The 17,286-nt window shown below is 63.0% G+C and carries 18 protein-coding genes; 12 read left to right on the top strand and 6 right to left on the bottom strand.

Annotated elements, in window-relative coordinates:
• Positions 1-48 precede the first annotated feature (48 nt).
• The 4 genes from xerC (at position 49) to dksA (ending at position 4,584) form a co-directional block, all read left to right on the top strand.
• Complete coding sequence (xerC, locus tag B0G57_RS14670) at positions 49-978, top strand: tyrosine recombinase XerC (protein ID WP_018441249.1); 930 nt, start codon at positions 49-51, stop codon at positions 976-978.
• A gap of 72 nt (positions 979-1,050) precedes the next feature.
• On the top strand, positions 1,051-2,373 hold the full coding sequence (locus B0G57_RS14665) for a class I SAM-dependent rRNA methyltransferase (RefSeq protein ID WP_104489584.1): 1,323 nt from the start codon (positions 1,051-1,053) through the stop codon (positions 2,371-2,373).
• Positions 2,374-2,549: 176 nt separating this feature from the next.
• The gene (locus B0G57_RS14660) at positions 2,550-3,626 is read left to right on the top strand and encodes a CobW family GTP-binding protein (protein ID WP_018441251.1); all 1,077 of its coding nucleotides are present in this window, start codon (positions 2,550-2,552) and stop codon (positions 3,624-3,626) included.
• A gap of 538 nt (positions 3,627-4,164) precedes the next feature.
• Complete coding sequence (gene dksA / locus B0G57_RS14650) at positions 4,165-4,584, top strand: RNA polymerase-binding protein DksA (protein ID WP_018441253.1); 420 nt, start codon at positions 4,165-4,167, stop codon at positions 4,582-4,584.
• A gap of 146 nt (positions 4,585-4,730) precedes the next feature.
• Here dksA and B0G57_RS14645 read toward each other — a convergent pair whose 3' ends face one another.
• Positions 4,731-5,783 carry a GSU2403 family nucleotidyltransferase fold protein gene (locus tag B0G57_RS14645; protein WP_035468743.1) on the bottom strand — a complete coding sequence of 351 codons (1,053 nt, stop codon included), beginning with the start codon at positions 5,781-5,783 and terminating at the stop codon, positions 4,731-4,733.
• A gap of 330 nt (positions 5,784-6,113) precedes the next feature.
• On the opposite strand from B0G57_RS14645, the gene hslV reads away from it, so the two are divergent.
• A complete protein-coding gene (gene hslV, locus B0G57_RS14640) occupies positions 6,114-6,650 on the top strand; it encodes an ATP-dependent protease subunit HslV (protein ID WP_026229773.1) in 537 nt (178 codons plus the stop codon).
• 15 nt (positions 6,651-6,665) lie between these two features.
• The gene (hslU, locus tag B0G57_RS14635) at positions 6,666-8,018 is read left to right on the top strand and encodes an ATP-dependent protease ATPase subunit HslU (RefSeq protein WP_026229774.1); all 1,353 of its coding nucleotides are present in this window, start codon (positions 6,666-6,668) and stop codon (positions 8,016-8,018) included.
• Positions 8,019-8,274: 256 nt separating this feature from the next.
• Here the strand turns inward: hslU and B0G57_RS14630 are convergent, their stop codons facing one another.
• Positions 8,275-8,703, bottom strand: a complete 429-nt coding sequence (locus tag B0G57_RS14630) for a type II toxin-antitoxin system VapC family toxin (protein ID WP_018441257.1) — start codon at positions 8,701-8,703, stop codon at positions 8,275-8,277.
• A complete protein-coding gene (locus B0G57_RS14625; RefSeq protein WP_018441258.1) occupies positions 8,700-8,954 on the bottom strand; it encodes a type II toxin-antitoxin system Phd/YefM family antitoxin in 255 nt (84 codons plus the stop codon). Before B0G57_RS14625 ends, B0G57_RS14630 begins: the two co-directional genes overlap by 4 nt.
• A gap of 369 nt (positions 8,955-9,323) precedes the next feature.
• On the opposite strand from B0G57_RS14625, the gene B0G57_RS14620 reads away from it, so the two are divergent.
• A complete protein-coding gene (locus B0G57_RS14620) occupies positions 9,324-10,364 on the top strand; it encodes an alpha/beta hydrolase (protein WP_051090048.1) in 1,041 nt (346 codons plus the stop codon).
• A 23-nt stretch (positions 10,365-10,387) separates the two neighbouring features.
• Here B0G57_RS14620 and B0G57_RS14615 read toward each other — a convergent pair whose 3' ends face one another.
• Genes B0G57_RS14615 through B0G57_RS14605 form a run of 3 tightly spaced genes read right to left on the bottom strand, consistent with a single transcriptional unit; the run spans position 10,388 to position 12,494 of the window.
• Positions 10,388-10,930, bottom strand: coding sequence for a response regulator transcription factor (locus tag B0G57_RS14615; protein WP_018441260.1), 543 nt, complete (start codon positions 10,928-10,930; stop codon positions 10,388-10,390).
• Entirely contained in the window at positions 10,927-12,198 is a 1,272-nt protein-coding gene (locus tag B0G57_RS14610) for an ATP-binding protein (protein ID WP_018441261.1), read from the bottom strand. The genes B0G57_RS14615 and B0G57_RS14610 overlap by 4 nt, the downstream gene beginning before the upstream one ends.
• Positions 12,199-12,206: 8 nt before the next feature.
• Positions 12,207-12,494, bottom strand: coding sequence for a cysteine-rich CWC family protein (locus B0G57_RS14605; protein WP_083925643.1), 288 nt, complete (start codon positions 12,492-12,494; stop codon positions 12,207-12,209).
• A gap of 235 nt (positions 12,495-12,729) precedes the next feature.
• Between B0G57_RS14605 and argB the strand changes: the two genes are divergently transcribed.
• From argB to metW, 5 genes are all read left to right on the top strand, one after another.
• Positions 12,730-13,629: an acetylglutamate kinase gene (gene argB / locus B0G57_RS14600; protein ID WP_026229775.1), complete on the top strand. Its 900-nt coding sequence runs from the start codon at positions 12,730-12,732 to the stop codon at positions 13,627-13,629.
• 106 nt (positions 13,630-13,735) lie between these two features.
• A complete protein-coding gene (locus B0G57_RS14595; protein ID WP_018441263.1) occupies positions 13,736-14,476 on the top strand; it encodes a pyrimidine 5'-nucleotidase in 741 nt (246 codons plus the stop codon).
• 109 nt (positions 14,477-14,585) lie between these two features.
• A complete protein-coding gene (gene slmA / locus B0G57_RS14590) occupies positions 14,586-15,281 on the top strand; it encodes a nucleoid occlusion factor SlmA (RefSeq protein ID WP_018441264.1) in 696 nt (231 codons plus the stop codon).
• 220 nt (positions 15,282-15,501) lie between these two features.
• Positions 15,502-16,656 (top strand): homoserine O-succinyltransferase MetX, encoded by a 1,155-nt coding sequence (gene metX, locus B0G57_RS14585; RefSeq protein ID WP_026229776.1) that lies wholly within the window; start codon positions 15,502-15,504, stop codon positions 16,654-16,656.
• Complete coding sequence (metW, locus tag B0G57_RS14580) at positions 16,653-17,261, top strand: methionine biosynthesis protein MetW (protein ID WP_104489583.1); 609 nt, start codon at positions 16,653-16,655, stop codon at positions 17,259-17,261. Before metX ends, metW begins: the two co-directional genes overlap by 4 nt.
• Positions 17,262-17,286: the final 25 nt, after the last annotated feature.

The following is a 17,286-nucleotide window of genomic DNA, read 5'->3' as shown; positions in this document are numbered from 1 at the left end:
CTTGCTGTTTTCTTCTCGATACTTGCCCACCGCCCCGGGACCGCGACCGTGCAGCCGGCCGACAAAGAACTGATCGCTGCCTATCTGTCGAGCCTCGAGCACGGCCGCAGGCTCTCCGAGCACACGCTGCGCAGCTACATGCACGAGCTTGAGGCGCTTGCGGTGCTGGCGAACGGGCGCCCGCTCGCAGCCCTGACAGCGACCGACATGCGCGGCGCCGTTGCGCGCGCGCATGCGAACGGCCTCTCGGCGCGCTCGATCGCGCACCGCCTGTCGGCTTGGCGCGCGTTCTACCGGTGGCTCGCCGAGCGCATCGAGATGCCGGCCAATCCTGTGGCGGCCGTGCGCGCGCCCAAGCAGCCCAAGCGGCTGCCGAAAGCGCTGTCCGTGGACGACGCGGCGGCGCTCATGGATGCCGAGCGCAGTGTCGACGCCGAAGGCCTGCGCGATCAGGCGATCCTCGAGCTCTTCTATTCGTCGGGGTTGCGTCTTGCCGAACTCGTCGGACTCGACGTCGCGTTCGCCGAAGTCGACGGCTACCGCTCGGCCGGTTGGCTCGACCTCGCGGCGGCGGAGGTGACGGTGCTCGGCAAGGGCAAGCGACGGCGCACGGTTCCCGTCGGGCGCAAAGCCGTCGAGGCGCTGTCGGCCTGGCTCGCCGCGCGTGGCGCGTTCGTCAAGCTGGACCCGCATGCGCTTTTTCTCTCCGCGCGCGGGGCGCGCATGTCGCCGAACGTCGTGCGCGAGCGGGTCAAGCGCGCGGCGCTCACCGCGGGCGTCCCGGCGAACGTCCACCCGCACGTCCTGCGCCACTCGTTCGCGACGCATCTGCTGCAATCGAGCGGCGATCTGCGCGCGGTGCAGGAGCTGCTTGGCCATGCGAGCGTCGCCGCGACGCAGATTTATACGTCGCTCGACTTCCAGCACCTCGCGCAAATTTACGATGCGGCGCACCCGCGCGCCAAAAAGCGCGATTGACGCTCGCTGCGCGTCCCGAAGACCGGTGGCCTCCGTGATGAAGCATCGATGCGCAAACCTTGTTTCCTCCTCATGAATACCGTCACGCTCAAACCGTCGAAAGAAAAATCGCTGTTGCGCCGTCACCCGTGGGTCTACGCGAACGCCATCGAGCGCGTCGACGGCAAGCCCGCGCCCGGCGCGACCGTCGTCGTGCGCGCGAGCGACGGCCGCTTTCTCGCCCGCGCGGCCTTCAGTCCTCATTCGCAAATTCGCCTGCGCGTCTGGAGCTTCGATGAAGGGGAGCCGGTCGATCACGCTTTCTTCAAGCGTCGCGTGCAACGCGCCGTGGCCCACCGGCGCTCGTTCGTCAGCGGCACGCGGGCCGTGCGGCTCGTCTTCGGCGAAGCCGACGGGCTGCCGGGGCTCATCGTCGACTATTACGTCGCGGATGCCCCGAAGGTAGTCCCCGTGGGGGATGCCCCGGAGGAAATCCCCCACGGTGATGCCGCGGCGGAAATCCCTTTGGTCGACTCTTCGAAGGAAGACGGCAGTCTTCCGCAGCCCGGAGATGAAGCGACCGGGCGCGGCCAGCTCGTCTGCCAGTTCATGGCGGCCGGCGTGGAGGCTTGGAAAGAGGCGATCGTCGCCGCGCTCGTCGGCGCGACGGGCTGCCCCAACGTCTACGAGCGCTCGGACGTGGCGATCCGCGAAAAGGAGGGGCTCGAGCAAACGACGGGCGTACTCGCGGGCGCCGCGCCGCCGGAGACGCTGATCGCCAGCGAGAACGGCGTGCGCTATCACGTCGACGTTCGAAGCGGACACAAGACGGGTTTTTACGTCGATCAGCGCGACAACCGTGCGCTCGTGCAGGCCTACGCCGCCGATCGAGACGTACTGAACTGCTTCTGCTATACCGGCGGCTTTTCGCTTGCGGCGCTGAAAGGCGGTGCGCGCCGCGTGGTGTCGATCGATTCGTCGGGCGAAGCGCTCGCGCTCGCGCGCGCGAACGTCGAAGCGAACGGCTTCGACGCGGCCCGCGTCGAGTGGCTCGACGCCGACGCGTTCCGCACGCTGCGGCGGCTTGCCGACGAAGGCGAGCGCTTCGACCTCGTCGTTCTCGACCCGCCGAAGTTCGCGCCGGCACGCGAGCATGTCGATCGCGCCGCACGCGCCTATAAGGACATCAACCTGTCGGGCTTCCGGCTATTGCGCCCGGGCGGGCTGCTCTTCACCTATTCGTGCTCGGGTGCAATCGATGCCGACCTGTTCCAAAAAATCGTCGCGGGCGCCGCGGCGGATGCACGCGTCGACGCCCGTATCCTCAGGCGGCTAGGCGCCGGCGTCGATCATCCGCTGCTCGCTTCGTTTCCCGAGGGCGAGTATCTGAAAGGCCTGCTATTGCAAATCCTCTAGCGCACCCCCATTTGAGAGGAGTTTCCGTGCGGAGGCAGGCCGCCGGCGGCCGGCACGGCGCCAGTGCGGATGCGCCAGCGAGCGCGCCATCCCGCCGACGAGTATCCTTCGATATTTAGTTGACCGCCCGATAGCGGTTACGACCCTGATTCAACCCGATCCGACAGGCGATTCCCATGATTCCCGTCACCATCCTGACCGGCTTCCTCGGCAGCGGCAAAACCACGCTGCTCAAGCGCATCCTGAACGAAAAGCACGGCATGAAGATCGCCGTCATTGAAAACGAGTTCGGCGAAGAGAACATCGACAACGAGATCCTCGTCCAGGAGCAGGGCGAGCAAATCGTGCAGATGAGCAACGGCTGCATCTGCTGCACGATCCGCGGCGACCTCGTGCGGGCGCTTGGCGATCTGGCCGAAAAGAAGCGTTCGGGCGAGCTCGCGTTCGACCGCGTCGTCATCGAGACGACAGGCCTCGCCAATCCAGGCCCCGTTGCGCAGACATTTTTCATCGACAATGAAATCGCCGACGAATTCCTGCTCGACGCGATCATCACGCTCGTCGACGCGAAGCATGCCGACAATCAGCTCGACGAACATGAAGTCGTGCAACGTCAGGTCGGGTTCGCCGACCGCCTGTTCGTCACGAAGGCCGACCTCGTGGACGAAGCCGCGCTCGGCGAGCTACGTCACCGCCTCGTGCATATGAATCCCAAGGCGCCGATCAAGCTGGTCAACTTCGGCGACGCCGACATCAAGGAAATCTTCGATCTGCGCGGCTTCAACCTCAACGCGAAGCTCGAGATCGACCCGGACTTCCTTGCCGAAGACGATCACGATCACGATCATGACCACGCGCACGGCCATGACCATGATCACGATCATTCTGATTGCGATCATGACCACGGGCATTGCGCCCACGACGGCCATGCGCATCACCACCACGCGCACCACGACGACCGCATCAAGTCGTTCGTCTACCGCAACGACCGCCCGTTCGATCCGAACAAGCTGGAGGATTTTCTCGGCGGAGTCCTGCAAATCTACGGCGAGCGACTGTTGCGATACAAGGGCGTGCTCTACATGAAAGGCGTCGACCGCAAGGTGGTGTTTCAGGGCGTCCACCAGATGATGGGCAGCGACTTGGCCGCCAAGTGGCTGCCGGCGGAGAAGAAGACGAACAAGATGGTCTTCATCGGTATCGATCTGCCGCAAGATCTGATCACGGACGGCCTCGACGCCTGCCTCGTCTGAGGCTCCCGCCGACGACGCGTGCCGGAGCGTGCGCAAGCGAGCGCGGCCGCGAGAGTGGGTGATCGCTTTTTGTCCGCTCGCACGCTATATTTTTGGGTTATTAGAGGTGCCGCGACGCGGGTTTTCTCTGTTGCGGCGCGCAAGGGCGATTCAGTTACAATACGTGCCCGCCGGAGTATGGCAGGGGGGCCGCAAGGCTTCTCCGGCGGCGCGGGCGCCTGCTTAGACGGGGCTGAGCGGGTACGACGACACCGGAAAACCTTATCTGGGCATTGTCGAAACAAAAGACGACACGAAGCGAAACGTCGGCGCTCGGCCTCGTTTCGCGGATGACGGGCCGCCCGTATCGAGAAATATGGCTCGGGACGGGAAGGAGCATCCGAGGATCGGTTTCCAAGGAGTTCGGCCCCGCAGCGGCGCTCGCCGGATTGACGGCCGGGCTGCCGCAGGCGCCTCTCGTTTATGGCGCCGCTTGCGGGCAACACGAAAGTGCAGGCAATATGTATAAGTTTTGCCTCGCAATTGAAGAAGCACGCAGATGACGACGAAACGACTCTTGACCGAAGCCGAAATCCTGAAGATGAGCGAGAAGGATTACATGAACGAGGACCAGCTCGCCTTCTTCAAGAATCGGCTCGAACAGTTGCAAGCGGAGATCCTCCGCAACGCGGGTCAGACGACCGAGAACCTGCGCGAAACGGTGATCGTGCCGGACCCGGCTGATCGCGCGACGATCGAGGAAGAACATGCGCTCGAGCTGCGCACCCGCGATCGCGAACGCAAGCTGCTGAAGAAGGTGCAGCAATCGCTTGCGCGGATCGAATCGGGTGAGTATGGCTGGTGCGAGGAAACGGGCGAGCCGATTGGCATTCCGCGCCTGCTCGCGCGTCCCACGGCCACGCTGTCGCTCGAGGCGCAGGAGCGCCGCGAGTTGCGTCAGAAGCTTTTCGGCGACTGATACGCGCGTTTTTCGCGCGGCGGCAACGGCCGCGCGTCTTTACGCTGCTTCCTCAAGAGGCGCGCGGCATACCGCGCGCTTTTCTTTTTCCGCTGCTCAATGCGCCGCTGCGCGTTTGCCGGTCCCACTGCGGCTGCTCAGTGCGCTTACGGCTCCAGACTCGCTTCGAGTTCGTGCAGTGCTCCCTCGTGGGCGGACTCCATATGCCGGCGAACTTCGGGCACCACGCGGCGCACGAGCGAGCGGGAGGACTTCGGGAGTGCGGCGCATGCACCTTCGATCTCTCCGCTGCGATGCTCACCGAGCATGGCGAGTAACACGCAGGCTTGCTGGACATCCTTCTGAGACTTGACGAGCGTATTGGTCCGCAACCTCGAGACAAGTAGCTTGTGAACGGCGAATCTCGCCGGATCCGGTACGCGCACGGGTACCGCCCCATGGCGCGAAATCAAAGTGCCCATGTGCGACTTGCCAAGCAGATAGGCGAGATACGGCAAGCCCGTCGCATGCGCGTTGAGCTCAGGCACGGCAACCGTCGGGAAAGTATCGTCCTGCGAAGGGACGAGCAAATCGACATGGAAACGAGCGACCCCGGCCTGCTTGTAGGATGTCGACGGCGCACCCCGTGTCATCGCTGGAACTTCGACGAAGTGGATACCCGTTTCCTTCAGGATTGCCAACAGCCCGCCGGTCGGAACATCCTCTAAAGCGAGCTGGTGTCCGCGCGCGATATCGATATCCTCGGTCTGATAGGCGATCGCCTTGATCCCCAGCCCGTTGAGCAGCGCCGCGAAAGCGTGGGAGCCGATCAGTACAGCGCCGGCCTGAAACAAGCCATGGTTGAACAGGACGCCCATCGTGGCGAACGTCTTGTTGTCCGATAACTGGAAGCCGAGCTTGGCGAGTTCCCGAATGCGGTCAATGAGGCCCTTACCGAGCTCGATGCGCTCTCGAACTTGCTGGATGCGAGCCTCAACGTCCGGGTCGCCCTGCGGCCCGCCGAGATTTTCCTCCTGTTTCTTGCCCTCTGGGCTCATGTACTGCCTTGCGTAATAGACGAGTTCGCCGCGCTTATGCTCGATGATGGTGCCTGGCGCGCCGAGGAGGATCGTCTCCTGCGCCGCCGCAGCCTGCTCGACATTCGCAAATTGCAAGCAGTACGCTTGGTCGTGCTGCTCGTAAAGAGGCATTCCATGCATGTTGGGGGCTTTCAGTAATTTTTCAAATTTTACTGAAAGAGGCGGTGGGCGTCCAATTTCAGTAATTTTTCAATTTTTACTGAAAACTGTCCCTTATTTTTACCGTGCGCCTTCAGTCTTGCCGCTGCGCGCCCGCGTCGTAGGGCTGGAGAGCTACTTTCCGGTCCAGACGTGCCATTGGCTCTTGATAAAACAGCGCTCGCCCTAAAATGGACTCGACGTGCGTCGCGCGAGCGGTGGGCTTTTGCCGGCCACCGGTCGCCCACCACCCGTTTCTGCCGCGCGGTGCATGCGCCGACGGCGCTTTCGACGTTTTTGAAGGAACGCACAATGGAGCAATTTCACGGCACGACGATCGTTTCCGTGCGGCGCGGCAGCCAGGTCGCGCTGGGCGGCGACGGCCAGGTGACGCTTGGCAACATCGTCATGAAAGGCGGCGCAAAGAAAGTCCGGCGCATCTACAACGACAAGGTGCTCGTCGGATTCGCCGGCGGCACGGCCGATGCGTTCTCGTTGCTCGATCGGTTCGAGGCGAAATTGGAGAAGCACCAGGGGAATCTCACGCGCGCCGCCGTCGAGCTCGCCAAGGATTGGCGTACCGACCGTATGTTGCGCCGCCTCGAAGCGATGCTGATCACGGCCGACGCGAACACCACACTCGTCATCACCGGCAACGGCGACGTGCTCGATCCCGAAGGCGGCATCTGTGCGATCGGCTCGGGCGGAGCCTATGCCCAGGCCGCGGCGCGCGCGCTTGCCGAAAACACGAGCCTTTCGCCGCGCGAGATCGTCGAGAAATCCCTCGCGATCGCGGGCGACATGTGCATCTACACGAACCATAACCGCGTCATCGAGACAATCGAGTAAGGAAGGGAGAACAGAGTGAGCACCATGACGCCCGCCGAGATCGTCTCGGAACTCGACAAATTCATCATCGGCCAGCAAAAGGCGAAAAAAGCCGTTGCGGTCGCGCTGCGCAACCGCTGGCGCCGCCAACAGGTCGCCGAGCCGCTGCGACAGGAAATCACGCCGAAGAACATCATGATGATCGGGCCGACCGGCGTCGGCAAAACCGAAATCGCCCGGCGTCTCGCGAAGCTCGCCGATGCGCCGTTCATCAAGATCGAGGCGACGAAATTCACGGAAGTCGGCTATGTGGGACGCGATGTCGACAGCATCGTGCGCGATCTCGTCGAAATTTCGTTGAAGCAGACGCGCGAAACGGAGATGCGCAAGGTGCGCACGCAGGCGCAGGATCAGGCCGAGGACCGCATTCTCGACATCCTGCTGCCGAGCGCGCGGCCCGTCGGCTTCGGCTCGCAAGCGTCGAGCAGCGAGTCTGCCGAAGGCAGCGCGACGCGCCAGACGTTTCGCAAACGCCTGCGCGAGGGCCAGCTCGACGACAAGGAGATCGAGCTCGACGTCGAGCTGCCGCAGCTCGGCATGGACATCATGGGGCCGCCCGGCATGGAGGACATGACCGAGCAGATCCGCTCAATGTTCGCGAACCTGGGTGGGGGCAAAAAGACGCGCCGCAAAATGAAGGTCAAGGAAGCGCTGAAAGTGCTGACCGACGAGGAAGCGTCCAAGATGCTCAACGACGAGGAGGTCAAGTCGAAGGCCGTCCAGAACGTCGAGCAGAACGGCATCGTCTTTCTCGATGAAATCGACAAGATCGCCTCGCGCAGCGGCGAGCTGGGCGGCGGCGGGGGTGAGGTGTCGCGCCAGGGCGTGCAGCGCGATTTGCTGCCGCTCGTCGAAGGCACGACGATTAATACGCGCTACGGCATGGTGAAGACCGATCACATTCTCTTCATTGCGAGCGGCGCGTTTCATCTGTCGAAGCCGAGCGATTTGATCCCCGAACTGCAGGGGCGCTTTCCGATTCGTGTGGAGCTCGATTCGCTCTCGGTGCAAGACTTCGAATCGATTCTCGTGGCAACTGACGCGAGCCTCGTGAAGCAATATCAAGCGCTGCTCGCGACAGAAAGCGTCGAACTCGAGTTCGCGGACGACGGCATCCGGCGCATGGCTGAAATAGCGTACTCGGTCAACGAGCGCACGGAAAACATCGGGGCGCGTCGACTTTATACCGTCATCGAAAAGCTGCTTGAAGACGTTTCGTTCGCGGCCGGCAATCATGCGGGCAAGGTCGTGCGGATCGACGCAGCCTATGTCGATCAGGCGCTCGGTGACATCGCACAGAGTGAGGATTTGTCGCGGTACGTGCTTTGACCGTAATGCCCGTAAGCGCCACGTCGTAAGCGATTCCTGCCTTAGACAGCGCACTCGATGGCCAAATGCGGCGGCAAAAATCAGCGGCCTTTGTTGGGCCGCTGGTTTGAGGTGCTGCTAATCGAAACCCGCACGCTGTGGGCTCGACTACCCCTCGTCTGGCGACAGCTTCAGCCCTCACCAACGGGTTGCTGGCCGCCTTACCGCGTAGCGCAGCGTCTTCATAGCGTTGCGTCACCCATAGCTGACATGGCTGTCATGGCAAGGCCATCCAAGGATTGCAGATACCGACGCCTGTCGCGACGAAATCAGCTACGTTGCGCGTAGCGACGGTCATCCCATGCACGAGCGCCGTAGCGGCAATGAGGGCGTCGCGCTCAGAGCGTCGATCGGGCACGTGCAAGCGACCGCACCGCTGTGCCACGGTGCTATCGATGGGTAGCACCCGTCCTGCGAACTCCGGCAACACATGGTGATCTAACCAGCTTCTCAACATTGAGCCCTGCTTTGCGTCCCGTCGTTCCACTTGTAAGACGCCGGTCTCCAACTCCATGACTGTAATGGCCGAAATGAAGAGCGCTGCGGCATCGATACTCGCTGCCCACACCGCGACATTCGCATCGGCTTTGCCGGCTTTCACCTTTCGCAGTTCGGAAATAACATTCGTATCGACTACAAACATCATTCGAACTCAGCCGGGTGAGTCTTGATGTCGGCGCGCGGCGGATCGAATTCGATGTCTTCGATGCCAGGCATCGCAAGGGCGTCGGCGATGTTGCGGCGCTGCTGAGTGAGCTTTTGATATTCCTCGAAGCTCAACAGCACATGCGCGGGCCTACCGCGATCTGTGATGAACACCGGACCGTCCTTCGTCGCCTTCTTGGCTCTCGTCACGTCCTGATTGAGTTCCCGGCTTGACAGAGTCGTGATGGTCATGGGGCCCCCACAAGTAGGTTAGGCAGGAATGTAGATATGTTACTACATTGAGTCGACACCGGCAACCGCGCAGGTTACCGGTGTCGGCGCCTGAAGAGGGGATTGAGCGGCTACGGCTTCACCGGCCGCTTAGCGAGCTTCTGCTATGGAACTCTATCGCAAGCCTGGGCTTACCTGTTCAGGTGGTACGGCGGCGCTGATGAAAACCCCCTATCAATTCTGATAGGGCACTATCGAACCAGCGTGAATACACTCACTCATATCAGATCAAAATCATTGTTAGATCCAGAGCAGAGGCAACGCCCGCTCCCTTCTTGCGGGTGCGTACACGGCGACAGCAACGCAATGGAAGCGCCGGGAGAGTGAGAAATGGGGCAGAGTGTTGCATCATCGAATTCATCTAAATTGCCGGCATTGATCCCTCGCATTTTGGTGGGAGCCAGCATCGTCCTGATCATCAACGCCTTATTATTCCGGCTGACGCCGTGGCCTGGCGCAATAATCATCCGATCTGTATTTGAATGGAACGCCGCGCAGGTAACAAAAGCACTGGAGGCACACCAGCCGAAAGTGCCTATTACTCTGATAGCGGATCAGCAATACCGAAACGGTGACGGCGATGCTCTGTTGGATGTGTATTATCCGCAATCAACCCAGGGCTTGCTGCCGGTTGTGATTTGGACGCATGGCGGCGCTTGGATTTCTGGCAGTAAAAGCGATGCGGCGCCGTACTACCGGTTGATTGCCGCCGAGGGTCTTACCGTTATCGCACCTGATTACACCTTGGCTCCCAAAAAATCGTACCCAGTGCAGATCAATCAACTCAACGATGCATACGCCTATATCTTAAAGAACGCCAGGCGTTTTCATGCGGACACCTCGAGGATTTTCTTTGCGGGCGACTCCGCCGGCGCGCAACTCTCGAGTCAAATGGCGGCGCTTATCACGAACGCAGACTATGCGAAAGTGCTGGGAATTTCTCCCAATCTAAAGCCTTCGCAGCTCAAGGGAGTCATACTGTATTGCGGAATTTATCAGATGGACAAACTCGCCAATCCTGATCCGACATTGTCGTGGATCGTCAGCTGGGGAAATGATGTTGCGGTGTGGGCTTACTCTGGAGTGCGGGACTTCTCCGATCCGATTATCAACCAAATGTCACCGCAATATCACGTGACGAAAAATTTTCCCGCAACTTTTATGAGTGGCGGAAACGCCGATCCTTTGACGAATGTGCAGTCCAAGCCACTCGCAGAAAAGCTGCGGTCATTAGGGGCCGCGGTAGACACACTCTTCTTTCCGACTGACCATCAGCCTCAACTGGCACATGAGTATCAGTTTGATCTTGACGGCGATGATGGAAAGAATGCTCTTGTTCGCTCGCTTCAGTTTCTGAAAGCGCACATCTAGCCACCAAGGCTTACCCCCACAACCTACTGCTTCACCGGCCGCTTAGCCAGCTTCCTCTGCAACGTCCGACGATGCATGTTGAGCGCGCGCGCTGTCGCCGAGATATTCCCCCCATTCTCGGCCAGCGCCCGCTGAATGTGCTCCCATTCGAGCCGCGCCACCGATAGCAGTGACGGATTCTCGAGCGCCGCCTCCGCCTGCTCCACGCTCGCCTCGACCTTCAGCGCATTCAGAATCGACTCAATGTTCGCCGGCTTGGCCAAATAGTTATCGGCGCCGTCCTTCACCGCCTGCACGGCCGTCGCGATGCTCGCGTACCCGGTCAGCACGAGCATGCGCGCATCGGGCTGCAGATCGCGCAACGGGGCAACGAGATTCAACCCGGAATCCCCGCCGAGATGCAAATCGACCGTCATGAGCTCGAACTGATGCTCATTCGCGAGCTTGATGGCCTCCTTCGCGTCGTGCGCCTGAAAGACCGTGTAGCCCCGGCGCGTGAGTCCGCGTGCGAGAACGCCCGCGAATACTTCGTCGTCGTCGATCACGAGGAAGTTCGTATCGCTCATGTTGTACTCTCCTTCGAATCCGAAATTGAAGCCGACGAGGCGGCCGGCACGCGCAGCACAGCGCGCGTGCCGCGCGGCTCGCCTTCGACGAGCTCCAGCGAGCCGTTGAGTCGCGCCGCTGCCGAGAATGCGAGATACAAGCCCACGCCGTGGCCGCCTTGCGTACTGTCGACGGGCGCCGCGCCGAGTTGCGCGCGCAATGCCGGCGCAATGCCGGGCCCGCTGTCGCGCACTTCGAATTCGATCAAGCCGGCGTCGACCGTCGCCCGTAACGTCACGCTATCTCGGCTCACACGCGCCGCATTGTCGAGCAGAATTGTCAGAATCTGACCGACGGCCGTCGTGTCTTCCACCCAGGCGTCGCCTGAAGGAGCGGCAAGCCGCTCGAATTTCACATGCGGATGCCGCAGCCGCCATTGCTCGCTGAAGCCGGCGAGCCACTCGCCGAGCTCCTCGCGATGCGAGGATACCGAGGCGCGGCTCCTCAGCCGCGCCAGCGCCGACGTGCAAAGCGTCATCTGCTTGTCGAGCACTTCGAGATCGGCTGCGTAAGGCGCAAGACCCTTGTCCGCGCGTGCCGCGTCGCGGAGTTCTTCGGTGATCATGGAAATCGTCGACAGCGGCGTGCCCATCTCGTGCGCGACGGTCGCGGCCTGCACGCCGAGCGCCACCGCCCGCTCGTCGCGCAGTAAACGCTGCTGCGCGTCGCCGAGCGCCGCATCGCGCTGGCGCAGCGCATTCGACATGCGTGCAACGAACCAGGCGATGAGACCCACGCTCACCATGAAGTTGACCCACATGCCGGCGCGGTAATAGTCGAAAAGGTTCGCCGGATTATCCATATTGAGCGGCACCGAGTCGAAGCCGAGCGCGACGTAGCAGCACATCGCGAAGATCGCGAGCCAGATCATGTGGGTCCACGGCAGCACGGCGGCCGCGATCGCAAGCGACGGCAGATAAAGCGAGACGAACGGGTTCGTCGTGCCGCCCGACAAAAACAGCAACCCGGACAGCGCGCCGAGGTCGACCCAGAGCTGCCCCAGCAACTCCAGGTTCGTCTCCGGCCGCGCGCCCTTTACGCGCATCCAGGTCAGCGCGTTGAACATGACTTCCAGCGCGATGATCATCAGCATGGCCGGCAAAGGCAGATGCACACCGAAGAACTGCTGGACGACGGCGATCGTCGTCAGCTGGCCGATGATGGCGAGGCTGCGCAGCCAGAACAGATGGCCCAGATTGACGCGACCGGTGTTGGTGATACGCTGCATCGGAACGATCAGTCTGACGGAGAGGACGAAGAGGGCGGAAACGACGAATCGTGAGTCCCGGCCGCCGAACGCCCGGAAGACTCGCCGGCCGAGGCCGCGAGTTCCGTGGCGAGGCATTGCGGACACAAGCACGGCGCGCCGGGGACGAGACGCCCGGCAGGCAGCTTCGGCATCGAGGCGCACCAGCAGTCGGAGGACCCGCTCTCGCGCCCGCAATCGAACGCCTCGCCGCAACGCGGACAACGTGCCGGTGCGGCGGAGGCCGGCGAGGCCGCGGATCGGTTCGGGGGACACATGACGGTTCGCCGCGGGAAAATGACAATATAAGTGCATGATGCCAGCGTTCGAGGCACGCCGCATGCGCGCCCCGCCGCCGAGCCGCGTGTAACCGTTGCGCCTGCGACTAAAAACCGCGGAGCAAGCCGCCCGTCCACAATCAGTCCTGTACAATTCGGCCTGTTTTCGCCCCGGTTCCGCGCGTTTTCGACCGTTCCTACCGTTTCAACCCGTTTGCCCGCCGAGCTTGCCGCCATGTCCGAGCCCATCGACCTCTCCCAGATTCCGCCCGCTCTGAAAGCCGAAATACTGGCCGAGGCCCTGCCCTATATTCGTCAATACCACGGCAAGACCGTCGTCATCAAATACGGCGGCAACGCGATGATCGAGGAGCGGCTCAAGCAAGGCTTCGCGCGCGACGTGATCCTGCTCAAGCTGGTCGGGATCAATCCGGTCATCGTGCACGGCGGCGGCCCGCAGATCGACCAGGCCCTCAAGAAGATCGGCAAGCAGGGCACGTTCGTGCAAGGCATGCGCGTCACCGACGAAGAGACGATGGAAGTCGTCGAGTGGGTGCTCGGCGGGGAAGTGCAGCAGGACATCGTCACGCTCATCAACCACTTCGGCGGCCACGCCGTCGGCCTGACCGGCAAGGACGGCGGCCTCATTCATGCGCGCAAGCTGATGATGCCGGACCGCGAGAATCCCGGCCAGTACGTCGACATCGGCCAGGTCGGCGAGGTCGAGTCGATCAACCCGGCCGTCGTGCGCGCGCTGCAGGATGACGCCTTCATCCCCGTCATTTCTCCGATCGGCTTCGGCGAGGACGGCCTCTCGTACAACATCAACGCGGACCTCGTCGCCGGCAAGCTCGCCGTCGTCCTCAACGCCGAGAAGCTCGTCATGATGACGAACATCCCCGGCGTGATGGACAAATCGGGCAACCTGCTGACGGATCTCTCGGCGCGCGAGATCGACGCGCTGTTCGAAGACGGCACCATCTCGGGCGGCATGCTGCCGAAGATCGCCTCCGCGCTCGACGCGGCGAAGAGCGGCGTGCGCTCTGTCCACATCATCGACGGTCGGATCGAGCACTCGGTGCTGCTCGAAATCCTGACCGAGCAGCCGTTCGGCACGATGATCCGCTCTCATTGAGCGCTCCCTGAACGCGCTCCCAAGGCAGGAGGCGGCTGCGCCGGTGCCCCGAAGGTAATCCCCTTGGGGACGCGAGCCGCCGGCCGCCGCAGCTCCGTCCGCAACCATGCCCAGCCTGCTGACCCGGCGCCGCCGACTGCGCCGCACCTCGAACGCCTCGCGCCCCGTCTGGCTCTTCGACCTCGACAACACGCTGCATCGCGCGTCGTTCGCGATCTTTCCGGCGATCAACGAGGCGATGACGCAGTACATCGTCGATGCGCTGGGCGTCGAGCGCGCGGAGGCCGACCGTTTGCGACTCGGCTACGTCCGCCGCTATGGTGCGACGCTGACGGGGCTGGCGCGCCATCATCCGATCGATCCTCACGATTTCCTGCGGGTCGTTCACACGCTGCCGGACTTGAGCGACATGCTGCGCGCCGAACGCGGCCTCGCGCGCCTCATCGCCGCGCTGCCGGGCCGCAAGTTCATTCTCACCAATGCGCCCGAAGCTTACGCGCGGGCCGTGCTGGCTGGGCTCGGGATCGAGCGGCTTTTCGAGCGCGTCGTCGCCATCGAGCATATGCAGCAGGGTGGCGTCTGGCGCGCCAAGCCCGATCTCGCGATGTTGCGCGGCGTGCTGCGCGAGGCCCGTGCGAGAATGGCCGACGCCGTTCTCGTCGAAGACACGCGCGGCCACCTGAAGCGCTATCGGCGTCTCGGCATCCGCACAGTCTGGGTCGTCGGTCACCTCGTCGCCGCGCCGAAGCGCGATGGGTCGAGCCCGCGCCTGCCCGGCACGGGCCGACCGCATTATGTCGATCGCCGCGTTCGTTCGCTAAAATCGCTGCAAAAGCAAAAGCTCTAACAGGTTTCCCGAGTCGGGACACCTGGCAAACGCGGTCCCTGCGAGCGGCACGCCGCCGGGGTCACGGACGCACGTTCCAAAACGGAAGACAACGTTGCCGGGGGCGCAAATGCAATCGAGCGAGCGGCAGTCAGCAGCGATCGTAGACGGCGAGCCGGACCCCTCGGGCCCCGCCCGGGCACCGCGCATGAAGCCGGGCGAGCGGCGCGTGCACATCCTTCAGACGCTCGCGGCGATGCTCGAAGCCCCCAAAGGCGAAAAAATCACGACGGCCGCGCTCGCGGGTCGGCTCGGCGTCTCCGAGGCGGCGCTTTACCGGCAATTCGCGAGCAAAGCGCAAATGTTCGAAGCGCTCATCGAATTCATCGAAGGAACGCTCTTCGCGCTCATCAACCAGATTGTCGCCAAGGAGCCGAACGGCGTCCTGCAGGCGCGCGCGATCGGCCTGATGCTGCTCAACTTCGCCGCCAAGAACCCCGGCATGACGCGCGTGTTGACGGGCGAGGCGCTCGTCGGCGAGCACGAGCGCCTCGCCGAGCGCATCAACCAGATGCTCGAGCGCGTCGAGGCCTCGGTGAAACAATGTCTGCGGCTGGCGCTGATGGAGGCCAATCAAGCGGCGGGCGCCGCGCCCGGCGCCGACGGGGCGCCAAGCGTGCCGCTGCCGGCCGACTACGATCCCGCCGTGCGCGCGAGCCTGGTCGTCAGCTATGTGCTCGGCCGCTGGCACCGCTACGCGAAGAGCGGGTTCACGCGCGCGCCCGCCGAGCATGCCGACGCGCAACTTCGGCTCATTCTGCAATAGCTGATAGCGCCTAATGACATTTTCCGCTATGCTTTGCGACTCGCCCGGGAGCGTCCTGGGCAAGTGAAGTGACGCGCCGATTTGTCGACTCGATTGCGGGCGCGTGAACCCTGGTGTCCTGAGGTTCGGTATAAATGCGGCTAAAGAGGTCGTCAGCCGCGCAACCGCCCGCCCGCGCACCGCCGACACCATTTAGCCGCTCAATCAGAAGGCGGAGTGAATGGAATCAGTCGGGATCGTCGCCCCACAACGGATGCAGTTCAGCCAGCCGCTCGCGCTGCAAAACGGCAGCGCGCTCGCGGGCTACGAGCTGATGGTCGAAACGTATGGCACGCTCAACGCCGCGCGCTCGAACGCGGTGCTCGTCTGCCATGCGCTCAACGCCTCCCATCATGTCGCCGGCACGTACGCCGGCGAGCCTAAGAACGTCGGCTGGTGGGACAACATGGTCGGCCCCGGCAAGCCGCTCGATACCAACCGCTTCTTCGTGATCGGCGTCAACAATCTGGGCTCGTGCTTCGGCTCGACGGGCCCGATGAGCATCGATCCCGCCACGGGGCGCCCGTTTGGCGCGAGCTTTCCCGTCGTCACCGTCGAAGACTGGGTCCATGCGCAAGCGCGCGTGGCCGACGCGTTCGGCATCGAGCGTTTCGCCGCCGTGATGGGCGGCAGCCTGGGCGGCATGCAGGCGCTCGCCTGGAGCATGATGTATCCCGAGCGCGTCGCGCACTGTATCGATATCGCATCGACGCCGAAGCTTTCCGCGCAGAACATCGCGTTCAACGAAGTGGCGCGCTCGGCGATTCTCTCCGATCCCGACTTTCATGGCGGCGACTATTACGCGCATGGCGTGAAACCGAAGCGCGGCCTGCGCGTCGCGCGGATGATCGGACATATCACTTATCTGTCCGACGACGACATGGCGACGAAGTTCGGCCGCGCGCTGCGCCGCGAGAACGGCTCGGTCGGCGCCGCGGAGGCCTACAACTTCAGCTTCGACGTCGAGTTCGAGGTCGAGTCGTATCTACGGTACCAGGGCGAAAAATTCGCCGACTACTTCGATGCGAACACTTACTTGCTGCTCACGCGCGCGCTCGACTACTTCGATCCGGCCAAGGCGTTCGGCGGCGACCTGACCGCCGCGCTCGCGCTGACGAGCGCGCGGTATCTCGTCATCAGCTTCGCGACGGACTGGCGCTTCGCACCCGCGCGCTCGCGCGAGATCGTGAAGGCGCTGCTCGACAATAAGCGGCACGTTACGTACGCGGAAATCGATGCGCCGCACGGCCACGACGCCTTCCTGCTCGACGACGCGCGCTATCACAACGCCGTGCGCGCCTATTACGAACGCATTGCCGAGGAGGTCGGAGCGTGAACCAGGCCGTCATCGATTCGCTCGCGACGCGAGCCGATTTTCGCGCGATCGCGCGCTGGGTCGAGCCGCGCTCGACCGTCCTCGACCTTGGCTGCGGTGACGGCGCACTGCTCGCCCTGCTCGGCGAGGAGCTCGAGGTGCGAGGCTACGGCATCGAGATCAACGATGCCGGCGTGCTGGCCTGCGTCAAGCACGGTGTCAACGTCATCCAGCAAAACCTCGAAGACGGCTTGCGTCTCTTCGAGGACGACAGCTTCGATTTCGCCATCCTCTCGCAGACGCTGCAAACGATCCATCAGACGGCCGCGATCCTGCGCGAGACGGTGCGCGTCGGCAAGCAATGCATCGTCTCGTTTCCGAACTTCGGCTACTGGCCGCATCGGCTGTCGGTCATGAAAGGGCGCATGCCGGTTTCGAAGTCGCTGCCGTATCAGTGGCACAACACGCCGAACGTGCGCGTGCTGACCATCGAAGACTTCGAGGCGCTCGCGCCCGAGGTCGGCATCGAAATCCTCGATCGCGTCGTCCTGCACGACGGCCGCACGGTGCGATGGGGCGAGAACTGGCGTGGTAGTCTTGCGGTCTACCGCGTGAAGCGCAGCTGAGCCCCCGGGGCCATCGCCCGGGCTT

The organism is Trinickia symbiotica, from assembly GCF_002934455.1.
GTDB lineage: Bacteria > Pseudomonadota > Gammaproteobacteria > Burkholderiales > Burkholderiaceae > Trinickia > Trinickia symbiotica.
Note: the sequence above shows the minus strand (reverse complement) of the source record. Positions and strands in the feature narration are given on the sequence as shown.

What these genes read in the sequence shown, in the direction of transcription:
- B0G57_RS14665 (WP_104489584.1), top strand. Translation starts at nt 1,051, where the DNA reads ATGAATACCGTCACGCTCAAACCGTCGAAAGAAAAATCGCTGTTGCGC.
- B0G57_RS14660 (WP_018441251.1), top strand. Translation starts at nt 2,550, where the DNA reads ATGATTCCCGTCACCATCCTGACCGGCTTCCTCGGCAGCGGCAAAACC.
- dksA (WP_018441253.1), top strand. Translation starts at nt 4,165, where the DNA reads ATGACGACGAAACGACTCTTGACCGAAGCCGAAATCCTGAAGATGAGC.
- B0G57_RS14645 (WP_035468743.1), bottom strand. Translation starts at nt 5,783, where the DNA reads ATGCATGGAATGCCTCTTTACGAGCAGCACGACCAAGCGTACTGCTTG.
- hslV (WP_026229773.1), top strand. Translation starts at nt 6,114, where the DNA reads ATGGAGCAATTTCACGGCACGACGATCGTTTCCGTGCGGCGCGGCAGC.
- B0G57_RS14630 (WP_018441257.1), bottom strand. Translation starts at nt 8,703, where the DNA reads ATGATGTTTGTAGTCGATACGAATGTTATTTCCGAACTGCGAAAGGTG.
- B0G57_RS14625 (WP_018441258.1), bottom strand. Translation starts at nt 8,954, where the DNA reads ATGACCATCACGACTCTGTCAAGCCGGGAACTCAATCAGGACGTGACG.
- B0G57_RS14620 (WP_051090048.1), top strand. Translation starts at nt 9,324, where the DNA reads ATGGGGCAGAGTGTTGCATCATCGAATTCATCTAAATTGCCGGCATTG.
- B0G57_RS14615 (WP_018441260.1), bottom strand. Translation starts at nt 10,930, where the DNA reads ATGAGCGATACGAACTTCCTCGTGATCGACGACGACGAAGTATTCGCG.
- B0G57_RS14610 (WP_018441261.1), bottom strand. Translation starts at nt 12,198, where the DNA reads ATGCAGCGTATCACCAACACCGGTCGCGTCAATCTGGGCCATCTGTTC.
- B0G57_RS14605 (WP_083925643.1), bottom strand. Translation starts at nt 12,494, where the DNA reads ATGTGTCCCCCGAACCGATCCGCGGCCTCGCCGGCCTCCGCCGCACCG.
- argB (WP_026229775.1), top strand. Translation starts at nt 12,730, where the DNA reads ATGTCCGAGCCCATCGACCTCTCCCAGATTCCGCCCGCTCTGAAAGCC.
- B0G57_RS14595 (WP_018441263.1), top strand. Translation starts at nt 13,736, where the DNA reads ATGCCCAGCCTGCTGACCCGGCGCCGCCGACTGCGCCGCACCTCGAAC.
- slmA (WP_018441264.1), top strand. Translation starts at nt 14,586, where the DNA reads ATGCAATCGAGCGAGCGGCAGTCAGCAGCGATCGTAGACGGCGAGCCG.
- metX (WP_026229776.1), top strand. Translation starts at nt 15,502, where the DNA reads ATGGAATCAGTCGGGATCGTCGCCCCACAACGGATGCAGTTCAGCCAG.